24 protein-coding genes are annotated in these 23,313 nt (G+C 61.4%); 13 read left to right on the top strand and 11 right to left on the bottom strand.

What is annotated here, in order from left to right:
• Positions 1-113 precede the first annotated feature (113 nt).
• Positions 114-1,058, top strand: coding sequence for a nucleoside hydrolase (locus AC1RO0_RS22520; protein ID WP_498594984.1), 945 nt, complete (start codon positions 114-116; stop codon positions 1,056-1,058).
• Between the two features lie 75 nt (positions 1,059-1,133).
• On the opposite strand, the gene AC1RO0_RS22515 is transcribed toward AC1RO0_RS22520, so the two are convergent.
• The 3 genes from AC1RO0_RS22515 to AC1RO0_RS22505 all read right to left on the bottom strand — a co-directional run bounded on the left by AC1RO0_RS22515 (position 1,134) and on the right by AC1RO0_RS22505 (position 5,914).
• Complete coding sequence (locus AC1RO0_RS22515; protein ID WP_498594983.1) at positions 1,134-3,485, bottom strand: methyl-accepting chemotaxis protein; 2,352 nt, start codon at positions 3,483-3,485, stop codon at positions 1,134-1,136.
• A 229-nt stretch (positions 3,486-3,714) separates the two neighbouring features.
• Positions 3,715-4,614, bottom strand: coding sequence for a ribokinase (locus tag AC1RO0_RS22510; RefSeq protein WP_498594982.1), 900 nt, complete (start codon positions 4,612-4,614; stop codon positions 3,715-3,717).
• A gap of 103 nt (positions 4,615-4,717) precedes the next feature.
• Positions 4,718-5,914 carry a DNA recombination protein RmuC gene (locus AC1RO0_RS22505; RefSeq protein WP_498594981.1) on the bottom strand — a complete coding sequence of 399 codons (1,197 nt, stop codon included), beginning with the start codon at positions 5,912-5,914 and terminating at the stop codon, positions 4,718-4,720.
• Between the two features lie 186 nt (positions 5,915-6,100).
• Here AC1RO0_RS22505 and def point away from each other — a divergent pair, with 186 nt between their 5' ends.
• The 6 genes from def to mqo all read left to right on the top strand — a co-directional run bounded on the left by def (position 6,101) and on the right by mqo (position 11,054).
• Complete coding sequence (def, locus tag AC1RO0_RS22500; RefSeq protein WP_498594980.1) at positions 6,101-6,616, top strand: peptide deformylase; 516 nt, start codon at positions 6,101-6,103, stop codon at positions 6,614-6,616.
• A 65-nt stretch (positions 6,617-6,681) separates the two neighbouring features.
• Complete coding sequence (locus tag AC1RO0_RS22495; RefSeq protein ID WP_498594979.1) at positions 6,682-6,972, top strand: FitA-like ribbon-helix-helix domain-containing protein; 291 nt, start codon at positions 6,682-6,684, stop codon at positions 6,970-6,972.
• Positions 6,969-7,394, top strand: a complete 426-nt coding sequence (locus tag AC1RO0_RS22490) for a type II toxin-antitoxin system VapC family toxin (RefSeq protein WP_498594978.1) — start codon at positions 6,969-6,971, stop codon at positions 7,392-7,394. Before AC1RO0_RS22495 ends, AC1RO0_RS22490 begins: the two co-directional genes overlap by 4 nt.
• Positions 7,395-7,465: 71 nt before the next feature.
• Positions 7,466-8,413, top strand: coding sequence for a methionyl-tRNA formyltransferase (gene fmt, locus AC1RO0_RS22485; protein WP_498594977.1), 948 nt, complete (start codon positions 7,466-7,468; stop codon positions 8,411-8,413).
• Positions 8,413-9,210, top strand: coding sequence for a tRNA pseudouridine(38-40) synthase TruA (truA, locus tag AC1RO0_RS22480; protein ID WP_498594976.1), 798 nt, complete (start codon positions 8,413-8,415; stop codon positions 9,208-9,210). Before fmt ends, truA begins: the two co-directional genes overlap by 1 nt.
• Positions 9,211-9,335: 125 nt before the next feature.
• Positions 9,336-11,054, top strand: coding sequence for a malate dehydrogenase (quinone) (gene mqo / locus AC1RO0_RS22475; protein WP_498594975.1), 1,719 nt, complete (start codon positions 9,336-9,338; stop codon positions 11,052-11,054).
• Positions 11,055-11,241: 187 nt separating this feature from the next.
• Here the strand turns inward: mqo and AC1RO0_RS22470 are convergent, their stop codons facing one another.
• The 3 genes from AC1RO0_RS22470 to dapD form a co-directional block, all read right to left on the bottom strand.
• Complete coding sequence (locus AC1RO0_RS22470) at positions 11,242-11,841, bottom strand: hypothetical protein (RefSeq protein ID WP_368509871.1); 600 nt, start codon at positions 11,839-11,841, stop codon at positions 11,242-11,244.
• Entirely contained in the window at positions 11,828-13,021 is a 1,194-nt protein-coding gene (dapE, locus tag AC1RO0_RS22465; RefSeq protein WP_498594974.1) for a succinyl-diaminopimelate desuccinylase, read from the bottom strand. The genes AC1RO0_RS22470 and dapE overlap by 14 nt, the downstream gene beginning before the upstream one ends.
• Before the next feature lie 165 nt (positions 13,022-13,186).
• The gene (dapD, locus tag AC1RO0_RS22460) at positions 13,187-14,044 is read right to left on the bottom strand and encodes a 2,3,4,5-tetrahydropyridine-2,6-dicarboxylate N-succinyltransferase (RefSeq protein WP_498594973.1); all 858 of its coding nucleotides are present in this window, start codon (positions 14,042-14,044) and stop codon (positions 13,187-13,189) included.
• Positions 14,045-14,257: 213 nt separating this feature from the next.
• Between dapD and AC1RO0_RS22455 the strand changes: the two genes are divergently transcribed.
• The gene (locus AC1RO0_RS22455; RefSeq protein ID WP_498594972.1) at positions 14,258-15,130 is read left to right on the top strand and encodes an LOG family protein; all 873 of its coding nucleotides are present in this window, start codon (positions 14,258-14,260) and stop codon (positions 15,128-15,130) included.
• A 63-nt stretch (positions 15,131-15,193) separates the two neighbouring features.
• Here AC1RO0_RS22455 and AC1RO0_RS22450 read toward each other — a convergent pair whose 3' ends face one another.
• Positions 15,194-15,820, bottom strand: coding sequence for an EF-hand domain-containing protein (locus tag AC1RO0_RS22450; RefSeq protein WP_498594971.1), 627 nt, complete (start codon positions 15,818-15,820; stop codon positions 15,194-15,196).
• A gap of 113 nt (positions 15,821-15,933) precedes the next feature.
• Positions 15,934-16,638, bottom strand: a complete 705-nt coding sequence (locus AC1RO0_RS22445) for a pyrimidine 5'-nucleotidase (protein WP_498594970.1) — start codon at positions 16,636-16,638, stop codon at positions 15,934-15,936.
• A gap of 219 nt (positions 16,639-16,857) precedes the next feature.
• Here AC1RO0_RS22445 and AC1RO0_RS22440 point away from each other — a divergent pair, with 219 nt between their 5' ends.
• Positions 16,858-17,628 (top strand): isocitrate lyase/PEP mutase family protein, encoded by a 771-nt coding sequence (locus tag AC1RO0_RS22440; protein WP_498594969.1) that lies wholly within the window; start codon positions 16,858-16,860, stop codon positions 17,626-17,628.
• 3 nt (positions 17,629-17,631) lie between these two features.
• Here AC1RO0_RS22440 and AC1RO0_RS22435 read toward each other — a convergent pair whose 3' ends face one another.
• Positions 17,632-18,525 carry a LysR family transcriptional regulator gene (locus AC1RO0_RS22435; RefSeq protein ID WP_498594968.1) on the bottom strand — a complete coding sequence of 298 codons (894 nt, stop codon included), beginning with the start codon at positions 18,523-18,525 and terminating at the stop codon, positions 17,632-17,634.
• 150 nt (positions 18,526-18,675) lie between these two features.
• Between AC1RO0_RS22435 and AC1RO0_RS22430 the strand changes: the two genes are divergently transcribed.
• Entirely contained in the window at positions 18,676-19,518 is an 843-nt protein-coding gene (locus AC1RO0_RS22430) for an oxidoreductase (RefSeq protein ID WP_498594967.1), read from the top strand.
• A gap of 63 nt (positions 19,519-19,581) precedes the next feature.
• Here the strand turns inward: AC1RO0_RS22430 and argB are convergent, their stop codons facing one another.
• Positions 19,582-20,469, bottom strand: a complete 888-nt coding sequence (gene argB / locus AC1RO0_RS22425) for an acetylglutamate kinase (protein ID WP_498594966.1) — start codon at positions 20,467-20,469, stop codon at positions 19,582-19,584.
• 179 nt (positions 20,470-20,648) lie between these two features.
• On the opposite strand from argB, the gene AC1RO0_RS22420 reads away from it, so the two are divergent.
• From AC1RO0_RS22420 to AC1RO0_RS22410, 3 genes are all read left to right on the top strand, one after another.
• Complete coding sequence (locus AC1RO0_RS22420; protein WP_498594965.1) at positions 20,649-21,188, top strand: sigma-70 family RNA polymerase sigma factor; 540 nt, start codon at positions 20,649-20,651, stop codon at positions 21,186-21,188.
• Positions 21,185-21,895, top strand: coding sequence for an anti-sigma factor (locus AC1RO0_RS22415; RefSeq protein ID WP_007695455.1), 711 nt, complete (start codon positions 21,185-21,187; stop codon positions 21,893-21,895). The genes AC1RO0_RS22420 and AC1RO0_RS22415 overlap by 4 nt, the downstream gene beginning before the upstream one ends.
• A 109-nt stretch (positions 21,896-22,004) precedes the next feature.
• The gene (locus tag AC1RO0_RS22410) at positions 22,005-22,562 is read left to right on the top strand and encodes a fasciclin domain-containing protein (RefSeq protein ID WP_498594964.1); all 558 of its coding nucleotides are present in this window, start codon (positions 22,005-22,007) and stop codon (positions 22,560-22,562) included.
• Positions 22,563-22,635: 73 nt separating this feature from the next.
• On the opposite strand, the gene yihA is transcribed toward AC1RO0_RS22410, so the two are convergent.
• The gene (gene yihA, locus AC1RO0_RS22405; RefSeq protein WP_498594963.1) at positions 22,636-23,295 is read right to left on the bottom strand and encodes a ribosome biogenesis GTP-binding protein YihA/YsxC; all 660 of its coding nucleotides are present in this window, start codon (positions 23,293-23,295) and stop codon (positions 22,636-22,638) included.
• Positions 23,296-23,313: the final 18 nt, after the last annotated feature.

The following is a 23,313-nucleotide window of genomic DNA, read 5'->3' as shown; positions in this document are numbered from 1 at the left end:
ATCAGTTTCGCTCAGGAAACGTCAGGCGTCATTCCGCCCTTGTGGCTGCTTGACAAAGCTCCGGCGGGCTCGCATCAAGTCATGCCGATCTGCACCGGAGGGAAGCCACAGACATGACCGAGCCCAGAAAAATCATCATCGATACCGATCCCGGCCAGGATGACGCCGCCGCGATCTTGCTTGCCTTCGGAAGCCGCGAGGAGCTCGACGTGCTCGGCATCACGACGGTTGCCGGCAACGTGCCGCTGGCGCTGACAAGCCGCAATGCCCGTATCGTCTGCGAGCTCTGCAATCGCCGCGACGTCAAAGTCTTTGCTGGCGCCGATGCGCCGATCAAGCGCAAGCTGGTCACCGCCGAGCATGTGCATGGCAAGACCGGCCTTGACGGTCCCGAACTGCCCGAACCGACCATGCCGCTCCAGCCGGGTCATGCCGTCGACTTCATCATCGAGACGCTGCGCAGCGAGCCCGAAGGGGCGGTCACACTCTGCACGCTCGGTCCGCTCACCAATATCGCACTTGCCTTTCAGAAGGCCCCCGATGTCGTTGGCCGTGTTCGCGAGCTGGTGATGATGGGCGGCGGCTTCTTCGAGGGTGGCAACATCACGCCGGCCGCCGAGTTCAACATCTATGTCGATCCGGAAGCCGCCGATGTCGTCTTCCGCTCCGGCGTGCCGATCGTCATGATGCCGCTTGATGTCACCCATCAGCTGCTCACCCGCAAGGATCGCGTTGCGCGCATCGCTGCGATCGGCTCGGCGCCGGCCAAGGCCATGGTCGAGATGCTGGAATTCTTCGAGCGCTTCGACATCGAGAAATACGGCTCCGACGGTGGCCCACTGCACGACCCGACCGTCATTGCCTATCTGCTGAAGCCGGAACTCTTCAAGGGTCGCGATTGCAATGTCGAGATAGAAATCACTTCGGAACTGACGGTTGGTATGACCGTCGTCGATTGGTGGCACGTCACCGACCGCAAGCACAACGCCAAGGTCATGCGCAACGTCGACGCCGACGGTTTCTTCGCGCTGCTGACGGAGCGTTTCGCGCGCATCTGACAGCCGCATCTGCTGCATAAATGCAAAAGGCCGCCGGGATGAACCGGCGGCCTTTTGCATTTCTCTTTGGTTGGCTCAGAACTCTTCCCAGTCGTCCCGCGCCAGCGCATTGGCGCCCTGCGTCTGGGGCTGTGTCTTGCGGGCAGGCGGAGCCGGGGGTGCGCGACGGGTAGGTGCGGGTGCTGATGCTGTTGCGCGCATCTGCTGGGCCGTGGCACGCAGCGCTGTGGCGTTGTCCTGGCCGCTATGCGACGTGCTGAAGCGGGCGACAAGCGCCCTCAGCGTCTGCGCCTCGTCGTTCAGTGCCACGCTGGCGGCAGTGGTTTCCTCCACCATCGCCGCGTTCTGCTGCGTCACCTGGTCCATCTGGTTGACCGCCGAGTTGATTTCCTTCAGCCCGACTGCCTGCTCGCTGGCCGACGCCGAGATCTGGCGGATCAGGCCGTTGATCTGCATGACCTGCTCGGCGATTTTGTGCAGCGCATTGCCGGTGTGGCCGACAAGATCGACCCCTTCCTTCACCTGGCCGGCCGAGGTGTTGATCAGGGTCTTGATTTCCTTGGCGGCGTTGGCGGATCTCTGCGCCAGTTCACGCACCTCCTGCGCCACGACGGCAAAACCCCTGCCGGCCTCGCCGGCGCGGGCGGCTTCGACACCGGCGTTCAGCGCCAGCAGATTGGTCTGGAAGGCGATCTCGTCGATGACGCTGATGATGCGCGAGACCTCCTGCGACGATTGCTCGATGCCTCGCATGGAGGCGATCGCCTTCTGCACGATCTCGCCGGAGCGTCCTGCATCCTCGGACGCCGCGTTGACGCTGTTTGCCGCCGTGCGGGCATTGTCGGCGCTGGAATTGACCTGGGCGGTCAGCTGGTTGAGCGCGGCTGCGGTCTGTTCCAGGCTCGCCGCCTGCTGTTCGGTGCGGCGGGCAAGGTCGGAGGCGCTGTTGCTGATTTCGCCGGTGCCGTTACCAATATTGCCGACGCCGAGGTTCATCGTGTGCACGGTCTCTTCGAGGCTTGCCAGCGCCTCGTTGAAATCCTGTTTCAGGCTGGCATATTCGCCCGGAAACTCCTCGGCGATGCGATGGCCGAGATTACCCTTGGAAAGCTCCGCCAGGCTCTGGCCGAGAATGGTGACGATGCGCCGCTGCAGCGCGACAGTTTCGCCGCGTTCCGTCTCCGAACGATAGCGCTCGCCTTCCGCGGCGCGGCGCTGGTCGTCGGCCTCTGTTTCCAATCGCTTTGCATCGGCAAGCCCAAAGCGGAAGCCCTCGAGCGCCTTGGCGACCGAGCCGATCTCGTCGGTGCCGGTCTGGCCAGTGACGGGTTCGCCATAGTTGCCGGCGCTGAGGCTGTTGACGCTGGCAACCAATCCGCCGAGCGGCTTCTGCACGAAGCGGCGGACGGCGGCATAGAGGGCCAGCATGACGGCGGCAAGCACCAGGATGCCGCCAATGATCATCATGTAGGTCTGATCGCGCACGGGTGCTTCGATCGCGCTATGCGGCACATCGACGAGAACGACCCAGGTAGCGTTGAGGCCCGGCACGGCGAAGGGATAGACCACCCGGTCGAATGCCTCCCCACTGCCATCGGCAAGGTTCTTCAGCAGGCCCGCCGTCGACGAGGTCAGCGCGGCCTTGATGGCCTCGGAGCCATCGCCGTTATACTCCTTCATCAGCAGTTCCTTGCTCGGGGCCACCAGCCACTTGTTATCCTGCGAAACCAGGAGGACGCGGCCCGAGCCGAAGGGGTGCAGGCTCTGCAGCTTGGTGGACAGAGAGGCGAGCGAAATATCGACGCCGGAAACGCCGATCATCTTGCCACCGGACATGACCGGATAGGCGATTGAGATCATGGTCGTCGGAACTTCGGTGCCCTCGGCCATGTAGGGCGGCGTGATCGCGCCCTTGCTGCTGTCGGCGGCGAGCTTCCACCAGGCGGCGGTGTAGTCGTTGTCGAAGGTGGAGTACAGGATACCGCCATCCTTGGTCTTCGACCAATAGGGTGTAAACGCGCCCTTGTCGTTGACGCCTTGATCCTTGTTGCCGGCAAGCTCCGTCGTCTTGCCGTCGAATGTGCCGAGCTGCTCGCAGAACCAGCTGCCGAAGGCGAAGGCGTTCTGCTCGACATTGGCCTTGAGGATATTGATGACGCCCTTGCGGTCGAAGGTGTGGCCCTCGTGGCCACGGCCGATCACGGCCGCCATCGAGCGGGCGGCGCTGGCGAGTTCACCGACATTGGCGGCGATCTCGTTGGAGATGGACTTGGCCTCGCTATTGGCCTGGTCCATCGTCAGCGTCTGGACGCGATCGCGTGTCTGGGAAATCAGCAGGAAATTGGAGACGAACAGGACAAGCGCAATCGCCAGCCCGGTGACCAGGATGAGCTTGGCCGCAAGCGACTTCATACGAAAAATGGACATCATTTCCTCGAGAGCGATGCGTCGGATGCACATTATCCGAATGCAAGGTCGGCACAGGATGGCCCTGTCATGGGGCCGCCGGGAAAATGCCTGCCGCCGCGAGACGATGATACACGGCAGACGAGAGGAGGATGATGGCGAAGCGGAAAATTTTAATTAACTTGCTTTGCTGAAATATCCCGTTTTCAGGCGGAATCGCCTGCAAACGGGATAGTCAGCACGGTGGGTCTCAAAGACGCGCGGCGACGTCGCTTGCAACCGGAATGGCAGGCTGGGCGCCGGGCTGAAGGCAGGCAAGCGAACCGGCGACGGCGGCGCGGCGCAGGCTCGTGTGAAAATCCAAACCCTGGTCGAGGCTGGCGGCGAAATAACCGCAGAAGGTGTCGCCGGCGCCGACGGTATCGACCGGCTCGATGACGAGGCCCTTGGCGCGCGAAAGCTCGCCATTGCGGATGGCGATGACGCCGTCGCCGCCGAGCGTGACGATCAATGTCTGCCCGGTCTCAGTATGCAGGCGGGTGAGCGCCGCCTCACGATCGCTGGCCGACATATTGTCTTGGCCGGCGAGCAGCTCGAACTCGGTTTCGTTGGCGATGACGATATCAGCGAGGCGCCCGAGGCGTGCTGCTTCGGGGATGAGCGGCGCAAGATTGAGAACCGTGCGAACGCCCTTCGCCTTTGCGGCTGTAAGCGCCGTTTCGACGGCCGCGACCGGGATTTCGAATTGCAGCATCAGCGTATCGCTGGGGCTCAGTGCATCGACGACAGCAGTTGCGTCTTCGGCCGTCTTCGTGCCGTTGGCGCCGGGGACGACCGCGATCATGTTCTCGCCGTCACCGCCGACCAGGATCAGTGCCGTGCCGGTCGGCTCGGAAACATGAGCAACGGTGGAAAGATCGGTGCCGGCAGCATCGAGCAGGGCAAGGGCAGGCTCGGCGAAACCATCATTGCCGACGGCGCCGGTCATACGCACCGTCGAGCCGGCGCGGCGCGCGGCCAGCGCCTGGTTGGCGCCCTTGCCGCCAGCGGCGGTGGAAAAGCCGTTGCCGGCCACCGTCTCGCCCGGCTTCGGCAGACGGTCGGTAGTGGCGATGAGGTCCATGTTGATGGAGCCGAAAATGGTGATCATGGGATGTCCTGCCCTGCTTGCTGGTCTTGCACGCTCCCATCCAAGAATTGCTTCATCCTTTGGCAGGGCACGCATTGATTTGGCGCGACACTGCCCGAAGCGGTCAGTCCTCGTCAACCACCCTTAGCTTGAGTTGGCCGGTGCGATTGTCGATAGGTTTCGGCCGGTCCTCGGCGGCGGGCTTTGCCGGCTCGGCGGCGGTCTCGAATTCCAGCGCTTCTATCCGCTCGCCGCGCCGCGCCAGCTTGTCGGCGGAGGTTACGATCATATCGACATCCTTCTGCGCCATGGCGAAATGCCCCTGCAGCTTGCGCACCCGCTCGTCGAGGCGGGAAAGATCGTCCATCAGATGCGCCACTTCACCCTGGATCACATGCGCCTGCTCGCGCATGCGCTGGTCCTTCAGTACCGCCTGGATGACCTGGATCGACAGCATCAGCAGCGACGGCGAGACGATGACGATGCGCGAGCGTTGCGCCTTCTGCACGATCGCCTCGAAATTCTCGTGTATCTCGGCAAATATCGATTCGGAGGGGACGAAGAGGAAAGCGGTATCCTGCGTCTCCCCCTGGATGAGGTATTTCTCGGCGATATCGCGGATATGCACTTCGAGATCCCGGCGGAACTGCTGCGCGGCGATCTTGCCTTGCTCCGGGCTTGTCGCGGTGGCGTTGCGGATGGCGTTCCAGGCTTCCAGCGGAAATTTGGCATCGATGACCAGCGGCGGTGAGCCGTTCGGCATACGGATGGTGCAGTCCGGCCGCGAGCCGTTCGACAGCGTCGGCTGGAAGGCATAGGCGCCCATCGGCAACCCGTCGGCGATGATCGTCTCCATGCGTGCCTGGCCGAAGGCGCCGCGCGTCTGCTTGTTGGAGAGGATTGCTTGAAGCCCGACAACATCCTTCGCCAGCGACTGGATATTGGTCTGTGCCGCATCGATGACGGCGAGCCGCTCCTGCAGGCGGCGCAGGTTCTCATGTGTCGAGCGCGTCTGTTCGCCGATCGTCGCCGTCACCCGCTGCGACATGCCGTCGAGCCGCTGACCAATAGCTTGATTGAGCTCCGCCTGCCGCGAGCCGAACACCTCGGTCATGGCGGCGAGCCGCCCCTGCATCTCCGACTGCGCTCTGAGGATCGCCGCCATGTTATGCTCGGCATCCTCGGCTCGCAGCATATCCTCCTCCGACTGCCGCCCTCTGCCGTTCATGACAAGAACGATGACAATGATCAGAAGAAAAATAACAAGGCCGGTCAGAGCCGGGACCGCGGGAATTGCTTGGCCGAGCAGGGTAAAGGACATGATATCGTATATACTCGTGGAACTCTTGCCGGCACCATAACAAAACCGCGAAGAATATCCAGATCAAAACGTGAACAAAATTTCAAGCCGGCTGTGTCGACCCGGAACTCGGATCGTTGAAAAAACACGCTTCGACTGCCAACTAGATAATTCCATCGCACCAAAAGATGCGTTATGGGAAACGTCATGACGATCAAGCCACTCATCATTTTGCCCGATCCGCTGCTCCGCCAGGCCTCCAAGCCCATCGAGCGCGTCGATACCGAAATTCTGCGCCTTGCCGACGACATGCTGGAAACCATGTACGATGCGCCGGGCATCGGCCTTGCCGCCGTCCAGATCGGCGTTGCCCGCCGCATGCTGGTGATCGATGTGGCGCGCGAAGGCGAGGACAAACAGCCGCTGGTCTTCATCAATCCCGAGGTCGTCGCCTCGTCCGACGAGCGCTCGGTCTACGAGGAAGGCTGTCTCTCCATTCCGGACTATTACGCCGAAGTCGAGCGTCCGGCCCGCGTCACGGTCAAGCATATCGACCGCGATGGCAAGGAACAGGTCATCGAAGCCGACGGCCTGCTCGCCACCTGCCTGCAACACGAGATCGACCACCTGAACGGCGTGCTGTTCATCGACTATATCTCGCGTCTGAAGCGCGAGATGGTGATCAAGAAGTTCACCAAGGCGGCCAAGTCGAAGGCGCTCTGAGGCGAACGTTGAAAAATGGCCCCGGCGCGCCTATGATATCAGTGATATCATAATGGAGGTGCCGAATGAGCGACCTTTTGATTCGCGATATTTCCGATGCGATGAAGCAGGATATTGCCGAGCGGGCAAAGCAGACGGGTCGCAGCCTGTCGGAGGAAGCAAAGGTGTTGCTTCGTAAAGCTCTGTTGACTGACAATGATAACCACCGCGGTGGACTATCAGCTTGGGAGGCGCTGCGTCCGATCTTCTTTGACGAGAGTGATCCTGAGGCGGGTGAGGAATTTGCGCGCATTATGGACGAGATCGAAGCGGAACGGAAAAAGGATTTCGGCCGGCCGGTCGAAGAATTTGAATGATCGTTCTCGATACGAATGTCGTCTCGGAGCTGACTAAGCCTGAGACAAACCAGCAAGTCAAAGCATGGATGTTGGCTCAGCCTGAAACGGATGTTTACCTGTGTGATGTGGTCGTGATGGAGCTGTCGTACGGGGCAGAGCGCTTCCATCTTCGAACGAATTCCAGTCGCTATATCGAGATTTTCAACGCGCTTCTGGGTGCGTTCAGAGGCAAAATAGTGAGCTTCGATCATCGTTGCGCGATCGAAACAGGCCGCATCCGTGCGCGCTGGGAACGCGCAGGCCACCAGATTTCCGTTCGGGACGCCATGATCGCCGCCATTTGTCTTGCGCATGGCGCGACACTGGCGACGCGGAACACAAAAGATTTCGAAGGGCTTGATCTTAAGCTCGTAAACCCGTTTGAAGGCGGCTCGGCATGATCCCAAAAAGTGTGAAGCGGTTTTTAGACAAGATCATGCCAAACTAGATACCTCTTAGCCGGACGGATCGCATGTCGCTCAGCATCATCTTTATGGGAACGCCCGAATTTTCCGTGCCGACGTTGCGGTCGCTGATCGATGCCGGTCATAAGATCAGGGCCGTCTACACGCAGCCGCCGCGTCCCGGTGGCCGGCGTGGGCTCGATCTGCAGAAGTCGCCGGTGCATCAGGCGGCGGAGCTGTTGGGCCTGCCGGTGTGCACGCCGGTCAATTTCAAGGGTCCCGACGAGCGCCAGCGTTTTCGCGAGCTCGATGCCGATGTGGCCGTGGTGGTCGCTTACGGCCTGCTGCTGCCCGAGGCAATCCTCACCGGCACGCGGCTCGGCTGCTACAACGGCCATGCCTCGTTGCTGCCGCGCTGGCGCGGGGCCGCGCCCATCCAGCGGGCGATCATGGCCGGCGACAGGAAGACCGGCATGATGGTGATGAAGATGGACAAGGGCCTCGATACCGGCCCGGTCGCCCTGACCCGCGAAGTCGAGATCGGCGATACCATGACTGCCGGCGAGCTGCACGACAAACTGATGCTAGCCGGCGCCAAGGCGATGGCCGAGGCGATGAACAAGCTGGAATATGATGAGCTGCCGCTGACGGAGCAGCCTGCCGAGGGCGTTCTCTATGCCGCCAAGATCGACAAGGGCGAGACCCGCATTGATTTCAGTAAGCCGGCCGCCGATGTTCATAATCACATTCGCGGCCTGTCGCCCTTTCCTGGCGCCTGGTTCGAAATGGAAATCACCGGCAAGCCGGAGCGTGTGAAGGTGCTTGGGTCTGAACTCGCCGAGGGCGAGGGCGCGTCTGGCAAAGTGCTGACCGACGATCTGGTGATTGCCTGCGGCTCCGGCGCCGTCAGGCTGACGAAGTTGCAGAAGGCCGGTGGCAAGCCGATGGCGGCGGCTGATTTCCTGCGCGGCACGCCAGTCGCGGCGGGCACAATGCTGGCGACGGGATCCATCTGATGCCGCGTTACCGCATGACCGTCGAATATGACGGCATCCCCTATGTCGGCTGGCAGCGTCAGGACAACGGTCCTTCCGTACAGGGCGCGATCGAGCGTGCCATCCTGTCCTTGACGGGGGAGAAGGTTTCCATTCGCGGCGCGGGACGCACCGATTCCGGCGTGCATGCCATGGGACAGGTGACCCATGCCGATCTTTCCAGGGAATGGAAGCCGCACACGCTGCGCAATGCGCTCAACGCCCATCTGCGGCTTGCCGGCGACCGTGTTGCCATTCTGAATGTCACGGAAGTCGATGCCAGCTTCGACGCCCGCTTCTCGGCGGTCCGCCGGCACTATCTCTACCGCATTATCGTCCGCCGGGCGCCGCTGGCGCTGGAGGCCGGGCGTGCCTGGTGGGTGCCGAAGGATATGGATCACGAGGTCATGCATGCTGCGGCGCAGACATTGGTCGGGCTGCACGATTTCACGACATTCCGCTCGGTGCATTGCCAGGCCAACAGCCCGGTACGCACGCTCGACCGGCTGGACGTGACGCGTAATGGGGAGTTGATCGAGATCCGCGCCACGGCGCAGAGCTTCCTGCACAACCAGATCCGCTCCTTTGCCGGAACGCTGAAGCTTGCGGGTGAGGGTAAGTGGACGCCGGACGACGTCCGTGCCGCATTGGAGGCGCGCGACCGCAAGGCCTGCGGCCCCGTCGCCCCGCCGGACGGGCTCTATTTCATGCAGGTGGATTATCGCGACGATGCCGGTTCCGCGCCGCCGATCCTCGACGACGAATCCGACGATTCGTGAGGTACCCCAGCTAGGTCTGGGGGAGTGATACATTATGTCGCGCGCATACTTGTCACAGCACAATCGATGGCTTATAGCCCTGCCCGGGAGGATCGATAGCCGAATGATATGAGGCAGGATTAGCGATGCCCAATAATCCCAAGAGCAGCAAGACGCGACCCGAACGCTCTCCCACTATTGAGATGAGCCGGCGGCAACTTCTTGGATCCGCAGCCGCCAGCGCCGCTGCTTTCAGCCTTCCCGCACTGCCCAGCTGGGCTGCCCCTGCCGAGAGGGCAGTGGATGTTCTCCTTGTCGGCGGTGGCATCATGAGCGCGACGCTCGGTGTTCTCCTGACCGAGCTGGAGCCGTCCTGGACGATCGAAATGATCGAGCGGCTCGACGACGTCGCATTGGAAAGCTCCAACGGCTGGAACAATGCCGGGACCGGCCATTCGGCTCTCGCTGAACTCAACTACACGCCCCAGGACGAAAACGGTGTCGTCCACATCAGCAAGGCGGTCGAGATCAACGAATCCTTCCAGATCTCCCGCCAGTTCTTTGCTCATCAAGTGGATGTGGGTGTTCTGAAAAACCCGCGTTCCTTCATCAATTCGACGCCCCACATGAGCTTTGTCTGGGGCGACAAGAACACGGACTTCCTGGAAAAGCGTCATCAGGCGCTGAAGGCAAGCCCGCTCTTTTCCGGCATGAAATTCTCGCGCGATCATGACGAGATCGCGAAATGGGTTCCGCTGATGATGGAAGGCCGTGATCGTTCGCAGAACATCGCGGCGACATGGTGCCCGCTCGGAACCGACGTGAACTTCGGCGAGATCACCAGGCAATATGTCGCGCATCTCAAGAGCCAGTCGACCTTCAAACTGCACACCTCTTCGGAAGTGCACGCGATCGAGCGCAACGAAGACGGCACCTGGCGCGTCACCTACGCCAATACCAAGGACGGTTCCGGCAAGGGCACGATCAACGCGAAGTTCCTCTTCCTCGGTGCCGGCGGCGCCGCACTGCCATTGCTCCAGATGTCGGGCATTCCCGAAGGTGACGATTATGCTGGCTTCCCCGTCGGCGGCTCGTTCCTCGTCTGCGACAATCCCGATGTGACAAGCCTGCATCTGGCAAAGGCCTATGGCCAGGCGTCAACCGGTGCGCCGCCCATGTCCGTGCCGCATCTCGACACGCGCATGCTGGACGGAAAGCGGGTGGTTCTGTTCGGACCCTTCGCCACCTTCTCCACCAAGTTCCTGAAAGAGGGATCCTACCTCGACCTGCCGGCTTCGGTGACGCTCGACAATATCTGGCCGATGATCCGGGTGGCCCTGGATGAGTTCAGCCTTGTCGAATACTTGGCAGGCCAGCTGATGCTGTCCGACGAGGACCGCCTGGCGGCGCTGCGCGAATATTTCCCGCATGCCAAGGCTGAGGATTGGCGCCTGTGGCAGGCCGGCCAGCGTGTTCAGATCATCAAGCGCGACGAGGAAAAAGGTGGCGTCCTGAAGCTCGGGACCGAAATCGTTGCGTCGAAAGACGGCAGCATCGCCGCGCTGCTCGGCGCTTCGCCCGGAGCATCCACCGCGCCGCCCATCATGCTCGATCTGCTCAAGAAGGTATTCGCCGATCGGCTCGCGACGGCCGAATGGCAGGAAAAGATCCACAAGATCGTTCCGAGCTATGGCGTGAAGCTGAATGAGACCCCACAGGTGCTTGCCGACGAATGGGCCGCAACGGCCGATCGGCTACAGCTGGCTATCGCTTCGCCGGCCATCGATCCGTCTGTGCTCGCAAACCCGGATGGAACGAGCACTCCGAAGGGTACAGTCAAGCAGGTTCCGGATATGGCGCTCTGATTGTGCTTTGGCACGATCAGCTCTGAAGACCGTCTGTGGAATTAGGTCGCGACGCCGTAGCGCTTTGAAAGAGCGCTACGGCTCTTTTTATTTGCTGGTATCGCTTGAGGGACGGCTTTTGCCGTCGTCGTGCACCTCTCCATGCCCATGGAAATAATGCGCTGCCCTCTGCTGGGACCAATCAGTGTCAGCCCGGCGGATAGATGCCGAGGAAGCGCTGCAGAAAATCGGTCAGCAGCATCGTCGGGATCAGCAGCACCAGCGTCAAGGTGCCGATGAAGAGCGGATGCGTGCCGCAGATCATCCTCAGCATGCGGGCGAGCGAAAAGACGATCGCCATCATCAGCCCCAGCCACAGGATAGCCACCAGCCCGCTGGAACCGGGGATGAAGGCAAGCAGCGCGATCAAGAGGGCATTCAGATAGGACGTCGGCAGGCCGAGCCAGTTGACGACGACAACAATAGGCGCGAATTTGTCGCCGAAGCGAAAAATCATCAGCAGCACGCCGGCGAGAACCAGCGGCGTCAGCCAGCTTGCCGCCTCGACCAGCGCCAGGCGCAGGAAGAAGGCCATGCCGGTCGAGGTTTCCGGCGGCATGGCGGTGAGATAGGCCTGCTGCCACCAGAGCCAGGAAATACCGATCGACGGCAGGCTCCAGAGGATCGCCCAGAAGGAGCGCAGCATGCCACGGTCCGATATGTCGAGATATTGGAAGCCGCGCGCGTCCATGCGCAGCAGAAGCCACAGGCCTGCCAGATAATATTGGACTTCCTTAAAGCTCGGCATTCGCAAACCAGCGCTGGATGAAAGTCTCGTAGATCTCGGTCAGGGTTTCGAGATCCGCGACAGCCACCCGTTCGTCGACCATATGCATGGTCTGGCCGACAAGGCCGAACTCCACCACGGGGCAATAGTCCTTGATATAGCGGGCATCCGAGGTGCCGCCGGTGGTCGAAAGCTTCGGCGTATGGCCCGTGACGTTTTCGACTGCCGAGGAGAGCGAGGCGATCAGCGCGTTGTTGCGTGTCAGGAATACCTGGCTCGGGCGCTCTGACCAGGTGATGTCATACTTAGTCGGCTTACGACCGGGGCGCAGTGTCTGGTCGGCAGCAGCGGCGTCGAGGCGTGCGAGGATCTCCGCCTTCAGGGTCTCGACGGTCCATGTGTCGTTGAAGCGGATGTTGAAGGCAGCGGTCGCCTTGGCGGGAATGACGTTGGTGGCGGCATTGCCGACATCGATCGTCGTCACTTCAAGGTTCGATGGTTGGAAATTGTCGGTGCCAGCGTCGAAAGGCGGGTCGAGCAGCGCCTCGGTCAATTTGACGATGCTGCGCACCGGATTATCGGCGAGGTGCGGATAGGCCGCGTGGCCCTGTACGCCATGAACGGTGATGAAGCCGGAGATAGAACCACGACGGCCGATCTTGATCATGTCGCCGAGCTGATCGGGATTGGTCGGCTCGCCCACGAGCGAAGCGTCCCATTGCTCGCCGCGCTCGGCCGCCCATTGCAGCAGCTTGACCGTGCCGTTGATAGCAGGGCCTTCCTCGTCGCCGGTGATCAGAAAGGAGATGGAGCCGGCAGGCGGCCCGTGCTTTTCGATATGGCGGGCGACGGCGGCGGCAAAGCAGGCGATGCCACCCTTCATGTCGACCGCGCCGCGGCCGAAAAGTTCGCCACCGGCGATATCGGCGGCAAAGGGCGGATGGCTCCAGGAAGCAGCGTCGCCGATGGGCACGACGTCGGTGTGGCCGGCGAACATCAGATGCGGCCCCTCGGTGCCGAGACGGGCATAGAGGTTCTCGATATCGGGCGTGCCCGGCTCGCTGGCCGTCATGCGCTCCACCTTGAAGCCAAGCGGCAGTAGCAGGTCGGCGAGCGCGGTGAGCGCGCCGCCTTCGGCCGGCGTCACGGAGGCGCAGCGGATCAGGGTTTGCAGATTGGCGACGGGATCGGTGGCGGTCATCGGAGGCTACTTATCCGGGGAGAGATGGCAAGGCGATGGCGAGGCTATGGCAACTGATGGGCCATTATTGTCTGAAAATTTCCGCCGTGGTTCCAGCCGATCATATGGGGCTGTTAGCCAACCGGGGAAGGGGAGCGCGACCCGGAAGGTGCGCTCCCGGAACCATTAATCGCGCAGCAGCTCGTTGATGCCGGTCTTGGAGCGGGTCTTTTCATCGACGCGCTTGACGATGACGGCGCAATAGAGGCTCGGAGCCGGTTGACCATTTGCCATGATGTTGCTGTTCGGCAGCGCGCCGGCAACGACGACGGAGTAGGGCGGCACTTCGCCATAGGTGATCTCGCCGGTGGCGCGGTCGACGATCTTGGTCGACTTGCCGATGAAGACGCCCATGCCGAGCACCGAGCCTTCGCGGATGATGCAGCCTTCGACCACTTCCGAACGGGCGCCGATGAAGCAATTGTCCTCGATGATCGTCGGACCGGCCTGCATCGGCTCCAGCACGCCGCCGATGCCGACGCCGCCCGAAAGATGCACATGCTTGCCGATCTGCGCGCAGGAGCCAACGGTCGCCCAGGTATCGACCATGGTGCCTTCGCCGACATAGGCGCCGAGATTGACGAAGGACGGCATCAGGATGGCGTTCGGGGCGATGTAGGCGGAGCGGCGGACGACGGCGTTCGGCACGGCGCGGAAGCCTGCCTCGCGGAAGCGATTCTCACCCCAGCCTTCGAACTTCGACGGCACCTTGTCCCACCAGGTCGAGCCGGCGGGGCCGCCGTCGACGATCTGCATGTCGTTCAGGCGGAAGGAGAGCAACACGGCTTTCTTGAGCCACTGGTTAACGGTCCAGTTGCCGTCGGAACCACGCTCGGCCACGCGCACCTTGCCGCTATCGAGCAGGTTCAGCGCGGTTTCCACGGCGTCGCGAACTTCGCCGCGTGTCGAGACGTTCACATTGTCGCGATTTTCAAAGGCCGCCTCGATGGCGTTTTCGAGAGAGGCGAGATCGGTGGCGCTCATGAGAATTCCTTAAACTTCAATGGCTATCGTTGCGATCGGAGGGGTGTCCGCAGATACGGTTGATTGGTCCTACAGCATGGGCCTGAAAAATGGAATGATTTTTCGGTGCGGATTGAGCTTGGATTCAAGGCGTTAGAGGGGCATATGCGATACTCGGCCGCTCGCGCTGCGGTGTATGGCGGCCCTTGAAGGATCGATCGAAAGGCATTGGAAATGAGCAAGGCGAAGAATGGCAGGCTGAGGCGCAAGGATGGGGTTTGGGATCCCTTGAAGACGAGCTCGGCCGACAAGCAGCGGGCTGAATCCGTTCCGAAGACACCGCAGTCGATGTCGCCGTCCTATCGTCTCGCCTATGCCGATGAGGATTTTCTCTGCCGCGAGGAGCTGCGGCCGATCCGCCTTCAGCTCGAACTCCTGAAGACCGAGATGTCTCTCACCGAGCGCGGCATCAAGTCGACGGTGGTGATGTTCGGCGGTGCTCGCATTCCGGCCCCCGGCACCAGCGCCTGGGCGGCGCGCAACGAGGTGCAGCGCGCCAATCTCGAAGCCGCTTCCGTCTATTACGAGGAAGCGCGCAAATTCGCGCGTCTGTGCTCGCGCTATTCCGCTGGCTTCGATTTCCATGAATATGTCGTGGTCACCGGCGGCGGCCCCGGCGTCATGGAGGCGGGCAATCGCGGTGCGTCGGAAGAGGGTGCCCCCTCCATCGGCCTCAACATCGTGCTGCCGCACGAGCAGGCGCCGAATGTCTATGTGACGCCGGAGCTCAGCTTCAATTTCCATTACTTCGCGATCCGCAAGATGCATTTCATGGTGCGCGCCAAGGCGATCGCCGTGTTTCCGGGCGGGTTCGGCACGCTGGACGAGCTGTTCGAATGCCTGACGCTGATCCAGACCGGCCGCATGGAGCGCCTGCCGCTGATCCTGTTCGGCGAAAAATTCTGGCGCGACATCATCAATTTCGATGCGCTCGCCGAATTCGGCACCATCGCGCCCGACGACGTCAAGCTGATCAGCTTCGTCGATACGGCCGAGGACGCCTGGAAGATCGTATCGGATTTCTACGAGCACGATAACGGACACTGACGAGAAAAGCCCGCCTTTCGGCGGGCTTTTCGGTTCAATGGTCAATCATACCCGATCGGATGTTCAGAGCAGCGGGCGGTCCGGCATGTCGTCCAGCGAGATCACGCCGTCATGGTTGCGGTCCATGCGGTCGAAGAACTTGTTGGCGGCGTCTTCGGCTTCCTGCTTGCTGATCTGACCGTTTTCGTCCTTGTCGATGCGGTGGAACAGCATCATGCCACGCATCAATCCGGCTTCATGCATGAAGCGGCCATGATGTCCGTGATGACGCGGGCCGTTGTCGCCCTTGTTGTCGTCGTTTTGAGCCTGGTCGCCCTTGGTCTGATCGTTCTGGGCCTGGTTGTTGGTCTGATCGTCGTTGGTCTTGGCGTGCGCGTCCTTCCACTCCTTGATGCGCTCCTGACGATAGGCGCGCACTTCACCGGGGGTGATCTGGCCGTCGTGATTGGTGTCGATCTGATCGAAGATCTTGTCGACGCCGGCCTTGACTTCGTCCCTGGTGATTTTCGTGTCGCCAGGCTGGCCGAACTGCTTCAGCATGCGAACATAGGCGATTTCCGGCGAAAAGCGCGGTCCATCGCGACCATCCCTGCCGTCGTGGCCCCGTTGCGCCGCAAAGCTTACCTGCGCGGCAGCGCCGACCATAAGGGCTGCGGAAAGGCCCGCCAGAAGAAGTTTTTTCCCGTTCATCGTTTTTCCTTTCGTGTCGAGGAATGGTCAAACGATACGGCTGGCGGTCAGAAACGACCAATTAAACATCTGTAAGGCGGATGAAACTTTCGTAACCCGATCCTAATAAATCCTTAAACCAAAGTTTTGAGGAAGGCCGTGAGATCGTCGGTCACATAGTCGATGTGCTCGTCTTCGCCGGTGGTCTTTTCCCACCATTCGACAACGGTGCCCTCGAGGTTCTGCGGCACGAGCAGGACCGTCTTCATGCCGAGCGCCTTCGGCACGGTGAGATTGCGCGGCAGGTCTTCGAACATGGCTGCCCGCTTCGTATCCACCCGGTTAAGGCTCATGAATTTGTCATAGGTGCTGCCGGCCGGTTTCGGCACGTAGTCGGCGGCGACGATGTCGAAGATATCGTCGAAGTGATCGAGGATGCCGAGGGCGCCGGCGGTCGCCTGCGCATGGCTGACGCTGCCATTGGTGAAGATGAACTTGCGCCCCGGCAGCGCCTTGATGGCGGCGGCCAGTTCCGGCTGCGGCATCAGCGCCGAATAGTCGATCGCATGCGCCTTCTCCAGGAAGTCGTTGGGGTCGATGCGATGATGGATCATCAGACCCTGCAGGGTGGTGCCGTGCTCGAGATAGTACTGTTTCTGCAGCTTGCGCGCCTCGTCTCGTTCCATCTGCAGGAGCGCTGAGACATAGGCGGTCATGTTCTTGTCGATCTGCGCGAACAGATCGACATGATGCGGATAGAGCGTATTGTCGAGGTCGAACACCCAGTCACGGATATCGGAGAAATCAGCGGGCGTGGGCTGCGTTTTTGTCTGGGTCATGCCGGCCTTATGGCATGCGGTAGCACCCGAGGAAAAGCAAAATATGATTCCGGCATAGAGGGGCAAGATTGCGGACATTGCCGGGCATTCCAATGCAGGCTATGGTTTTGCAGGTTGATTTTCGGGGCCTTGCGCTAGTTGTCAGGTGGAAGAGGAGCCCCTGTTGCCGGGCGCAAGGGGCAGGATGTGCCCGATCGGGCTTTTGCGGAGGGGGATGAGATGAGTCAGGTGGAAAAGGCGGAGGAGTTCGCGCAGCTGCACAAGAAGGGTGATCCGCTGGTCCTCTTCAACATATGGGATGCCGGCTCGGCCAAGGCGGTGACCGAGGCGGGCGCCAAGGCGCTGGCGACGGGCAGCTGGTCGGTCGCCGCCGCCAATGGTTTCGGTGACGGCGAGGCCGTGCCGCTGTCGCTGCTGGCGGTCATCACCCGCCTGATTTCAGTAACAAGTCCCCTGCCGGTCTCCGTCGATTTCGAGGGCGGCTATGCCTTGGAGCCCGATGCTGTCGCCGCCAATGTCGAAAAGATCATGGATCACGGCGCCATCGGCATCAATTTTGAGGATCAGGTGATCGGCGGTCGCGGCGTTCACCCGATCGAGACGCAGGTGCCCCGCATCCGCGCCATCCGCGAGATGGCCACCCGGCGGGAAATTCCGCTTTTCATCAACGCCCGTACCGATCTGTTCCTGCAGGAAAGTGATACGGCGCATCACCAGCTGTTGCTTGACGAGGCCTATCGCCGGGCTGACGCTTTTGCCGAGGCCGGAGCCAGTGGCTTCTTCGCGCCGGGCCTTGTCGACGCGGAGCTGATCGAAGCGCTCTGCGATCGTTCGCCCCTGCCGGTCAACATCATGGTGCGCCCGGCGACCCCCGATAATATCACCATGGCTGGCCTCGGCGTCAGCCGCATCAGCTATGGCCCCGCACCCTACCGTACAGTGATGGGAATGCTGAAGAGCGAGGCCGAAGCCTTGTATCAGCAGGACTGATCATCAGAGTTCAGCTGTGGTTGCCAGCACGCGCGCGAGGAAATTCTGCACAATAGCCGAGCGCTCGTCTCGGCGTGTCGCAAGCGTCAGCCGTGCCATGGGGCCATCGCCTGCGATGGGAATATAGCTGACGCCCGGAACCCGGATCTGCGCCACCGCCGATGGCACCACCGAAACGCCGAGTTCCACTGCGATCAGATTGGCGATCGACGTGATTTGCGGCGCGATCTGCCCCAGGATCGGTTCGAAGCCTGCCCGTCGGCAGGCGGCAATGATCTCGTCGAACAGGCTGGGGCCGGCAGCGCGCGGAAAGAGCACAAACGGCTCGTCGGATAGAGCCGACAGGGGCAGGGTGTCCGCCTCTGCCAGGGGATGGCCGGAGGGCAGGGCGATAACCATGCTTTCCTCGCCAAGCACATGCGAGCGGAAACCCGGCGGATCGGCGCGGCCCGGTCGGATGAAGACGGCATCCAGTTCCTCGGCGTCAAGCCGCTCCAGCAGCCTCGTCGTAGGCGCCTCCGCCAGCGTCAGGTCGATTTCCGGATAGACACGGCGAAAGCTGCGCACGGAGGACGGCACGATAGGGCTGAAAGCCGCCGAACCGGTAAAGCCCACCCGCAATCGTCCGAGCTCTCCGCGCGCTGCCCGCAGCGCCAAGGCCTTTGCCTGCCCGGCCTTGGCCAGGATTGCGCGTGCTTCCGGCAGGAAAACCTGTCCCGCCTCCGTCAGCTCCGCGCCATGCGGCAAGCGGCGAAACAGCGGTGCGCCGATTTCCTCTTCCAGATCGCGGATCTGATTGCTGAGGGGCGGTTGACCGATGCCGATGCGTCGGGCTGCGCGCGTGAAATTCAGCTCCTCGGCGACGGCGAGAAAATATCTGATGTGACGTAGTTCCATCCTGCTCTCTTCCGGCTGAGTAGTGCAATACCTTTAGGATATGAACGAAGCCACCGCAATATATTGGACTGTCAGTCGCGCCGTGTCCACATAAGCAACACGCGACCGCTTGGCCAAGCGTCGAGCGCGCTGACAGCAAGGAGCTTCCCCATGAATTCGATAGAGAGCAAACTTTTCCTGATCACCGGCGTCAGTTCCGGCTTCGGCCGTGCCTTCGCCAAAGCGGCCCTTGCCGCTGGCCACCGAGTTGCCGGCACAGTCCGCAACGCTGCCGGCCAATCGCAGTTCGAGGCCATGGCGCCGGGGCGCGCCAGAGCCATACTTCTGGATGTGACCGATTTTGCGGCGATCGAGCCCGCCATTGCGCGCATCGAAGCCGAACTCGGTCCGATCGACGTGTTGATCAACAATGCCGGCTATGGTCACGAGGGCACATTGGAGGAATCGCCACTCGACGAGATGCGGCACCAGTTCGACGTTAACGTCTTCGGCGCTGTGGCGATGATCAAGGCGGTGCTGCCCTTCATGCGTCGCCGTCGTGCCGGTCACATCATCAACATCACTTCGATGGGCGGTTTCATCACCATGCCCGGCATCGCGTACTATTGCGGCAGCAAGTTTGCGCTGGAGGGTATTAGCGAGGTGCTGGCGAAAGAGGTGAAGGATTTCGGCATCAAGGTCACGGCTGTCGCGCCCGGCTCGTTCCGTACCGATTGGGCCGGCCGTTCAATGATCCGCTCCGGTCGCAGCATCGCCGACTATGACGCGCTATTCGATCCGATCCGAAAGGCGCGCGAGGAGAAAAACGGCAATCAGGCGGGCGACCCGCAAAAGGCAGCCGCGGCCATATTGGCGCTCGTGGCGTCCGACAACCCGCCCGCTCATCTGCTGCTCGGCACGGACGCGCTGAACCTGGTGCGCGGGAAAATCGCTGCTCTCAGCGAGGAGATCACCGCCTGGGAAGACCTGACGCGCTCGACCGATTTCGGTTGAACGTGTCGCCGGCAATAACGGGAAAAATGCACCCTTTCTCCGTGCGGAAAGGGCGCGTTTCTATCAGGGAACGATCAGCGTGCCGGCGCCGTGTTCGGTGAAGATCTCGAGCAGCACGGAATGGGCGGTCTTGCCGTTGAGGATGACGACGCCCTGGACGCCGGCCTTGATGGCGTCGATGCAGGTCTCGACCTTCGGGATCATGCCCCCGGAAATCGTGCCGTCGGCGATCAGCGCATGCGCCTGGGCGACGGAGAGTTCCTTGATCAGCTGGCCCTGCTTGTCGAGCACGCCCGGAACATCGGTGAGGAAGAGCAGGCGGGTGGCGCTGAGCGCGCCGGCGATAGCGCCGGCAAAGGTGTCGGCATTAATGTTGTAGGTGGCGCCGTCGCGGCCGGGAGCGACCGGCGCGATCACGGGGATCATCTCCGACTTGGCAAGCAGGTCGAGCAGGGTGCGGTCGACTTCGACCACTTCGCCGACGAAACCGAGATCGAGCACGCGCTCGATGTTGGAGTCCGGATCCTTGAAGGTCTTGTGCGCCTTTTCGGCGAAGACCATGTTGCCGTCCTTGCCGCAAAGGCCGATCGCCCATTCGCCGGTCTGGTTGATCAGCGCGACGATTTCCTTGTTGATCGAGCCGGCGAGCACCATTTCGACGATCTCGACCGTTTTTTGGTCGGTAACGCGCAGTCCGCCTTCGAATTTCGATTCGATGCCCATCTTCGTCAGCATGGCGCCGATTTGCGGGCCGCCGCCGTGGACGACGATCGGGTTGACGCCGGACTGCTTCAGGAGCGCGATATCGGCAGCAAAAGCCTTTCCGAGCTCGGCATTGCCCATGGCGTGGCCACCGTATTTCACCACTATGGTCTTGTTTTCATAACGCTGCATGTAGGGCAGGGCCTTGGCCAGCAGGCTGGCCTGGAGTTCGCTTTGGGCTTCGGACATGGGGCACCCCGTGAAATCGTTCGCGGCCTTTTATCTCAAGTTTTTGACAGAGGGAATAATGATGACAAGATTAGTTTTTATTGCGTCGCATCGCCTCTGTCCTGTTTCATTCATCAAGTGCGCTTGCCGTGTGGTGATTTTGCCCTGAAGATAGCGAGGGAGCGGCGATCGGGGGGTGGATGGCGAGTGAGGAGATAGAGACGCTGATCAGCCGGGTCGCTATGCGCGACCAGAAGGCCTTTGCTGCGCTTTACAGACGGACCAGCCCGAAACTCTATGCCGTCTGTTTGCGTATCCTTCGTAGCAAGACTGATGCAGAGGAGGTTTTGCAGGAGGTCTATGTGAAAATCTGGCAGCGGGCCGAGCGTTTTCTCGCCTCGGAAGGACCGGCGATGCCGTGGCTGACGACGATTGCACGCAATCAGTCGATCGATGCCATTCGTGCCCGAAAACCCGTAGCCGACGAAATAGACTCAGCCTATGATCTCGCTGACACCGAACCCGGTCCGGAGGAGCAGGCAATCGTAAAGGGAGAGGGAAGGCGCATTGACAGGTGCATGGAAGAGTTGGAAGCTGGTCGGGCTCAAGCTGTTCGTAGCGCCTATGTCGAGGGCCTGAGCTACCAGGAGCTTGCCGAGCAATATTCGGTGCCTTTGAATACCATGCGTACCTGGCTGCGCCGAAGCCTGATCAGACTGAGAGAGTGCTTGGACCGATGAGTTCGTCCGATCAAAGCAAGGGAGGCCGCTCCCGCGATGAAGTCCTGGCCGGAGAATACGTGCTCGGCGTATTGTCATTGGAAGATCGGCAGAAGGTAGAGCGGCGCATGCGCAGCGACCGTCAGTTTGCCGCGATCGTCAGCCGCTGGGAGCAGAATCTCTCGGGATTCAATGACGATTACGAGATGGTCGCGCCGCCGGCCTCGGTGTTTCCCAAGGTCGAGAAGCGTGTCTTCGGTGAAACCGCGTTCGGCGCCCATGTCTGGGGCTCGCTGCTGCTCTGGCGCTCGGTCGCCTTCGGTTCGCTGTTTCTCGCGATCGGCGTCCTGATGTTTACCGTCACCAACAATACCTCGCAGCCATCGCCGGGCAAGCAGCTCAGCGCATCACTTGCCGGACAAAACAGCCCCATCAATTTGCTTGCCAATTATGATGCCACCAATGGCCTGCTGAGGGTAACGCCGGTTGCCGCAGGCCAGCCCCAGGAAAAATCGCTGGAACTCTGGCTGATTCGCGGCAGCGATCCGGCCGAGGCGCTTGGCATCCTGCCGCAGACCGGCGAGGGCGAGATCGTCTTGCCGTCGGAGCTTCACAGCAAACTCACCGAAGGCGCGATCATCGCCGTCAGCGTCGAGCCCTTCGGCGGCTCGCCGACCGGCAAGCCCACGGGCAATGTCATCGCCTCTGGCACGATCCGTCTGCCCTGAGATCATCTTTCTTCCGAAAAAGGAACTGCGGCTGAAACTCTTCCGCCTGTGCCTCCGTACCTTGCTTTGACCCCGCAAGATCGGGGCAAAAGAGGAAGAGGATAGACCTATGATCAAGACCGTGATCCGCATCGCCGCAGTTGCCTTAACGCTCGCGGCCGCGACCGGCCTCGCCTATGCCAAGGACCCGATGGTCGGCGGCGCGCCAATGTTTGCCAGTAAGAACATCATTCAGAATGCGGTGAACTCAAAGGACCACACGACGCTGGTTGCCGCCGTTAAGGCTGCCGGCCTTGTCGATACGCTGGAAGGCAAAGGCCCGTTCACCGTCTTTGCGCCGACCAACGAAGCCTTCAAGAAGCTGCCGGCCGGCACGGTCGAGACGCTGCTGAAGCCGGAGAACAAGGCGATGCTGACGAAGATCCTGACCTGCCATGTGGTGGCCGGTGACGACATGGACGCAGCTATCAAGAAGATGGCGATGGCCAATGGTGGTGAATACGACCTGAAGACAGTCGGCGGCTGCGTGATCAAAGCCACGGAAAAAGGCGGCAAGCTGACGCTGGTCGACGAGGCCGGCGGCACCGCTCACATCACCATCGCCGACGTCAAGCAGTCGAACGGCGTGATCCATGTGGTCGACAAGGTGTTGTTGCCGAAAATGTAAAGAACGTCGGCAGCAGGGCCGCCGTTTCCCGGGGCGTCGGGGACGGCGGCTTCACTTTGTTCGTATCAGCTGTTCAGAAGGGAATGCCGACCGTCAGCCGGATCGCTTGGCGCACCTCTTCGAGGCCATCGCCCTTTTCCGAGGAGGTGGAGAGAATGCCCGGATACGCAGCGGGACGCTTGCGGATCTTCTCGGCGGTATCGGCTAATAGCTTCGGAAGGCCCGCTTCCTTGATCTTGTCGGTCTTGGTCAGCACGATCTGATAGGAAACGGCGGCCTTGTCGAGCAGGTTCAGGACGTCCTCATCATTCTTCTTGATGCCGTGGCGGCTGTCGATCAGCACATAGACGCGCTTCAGCGTCGTGCGTCCGCGCAGATAGTCGAACACCAGCTTCGTCCAGGCATCCACCTGTTCCTTCGGCGCTTCGGCATAGCCGTAGCCCGGCATATCCACCAGGGCCATCGGCGGCAGGTCGCCGCCCTCGCCGGAAAAGCCGTCGGGAACGAAGTAGTTGAGTTCCTGCGTGCGGCCCGGCGTGTTCGAGGTGCGCGCCAGACCCTTATGGCCGACCAGCGCATTGATCAGCGACGACTTGCCGACATTCGAGCGTCCGGCGAAGGCCACTTCCAGAGGCCCTTCCGGCGGCAGGAATTTCATCGCCGGCACGCCGCGGATGAAGATCCACGGGCGGCCGAAAAGCGGCTTGTCGTCTTTTGTCGTCTGTTCTGCCATGCTGCTTCAGGTCTTCCG

The organism is Rhizobium sp. GW821-FHT14E12 (assembly GCF_058803745.1).
The sequence above is the reverse complement of the archived record's forward strand: the minus strand, read 5'-3'. Positions and strand labels throughout refer to the sequence as shown.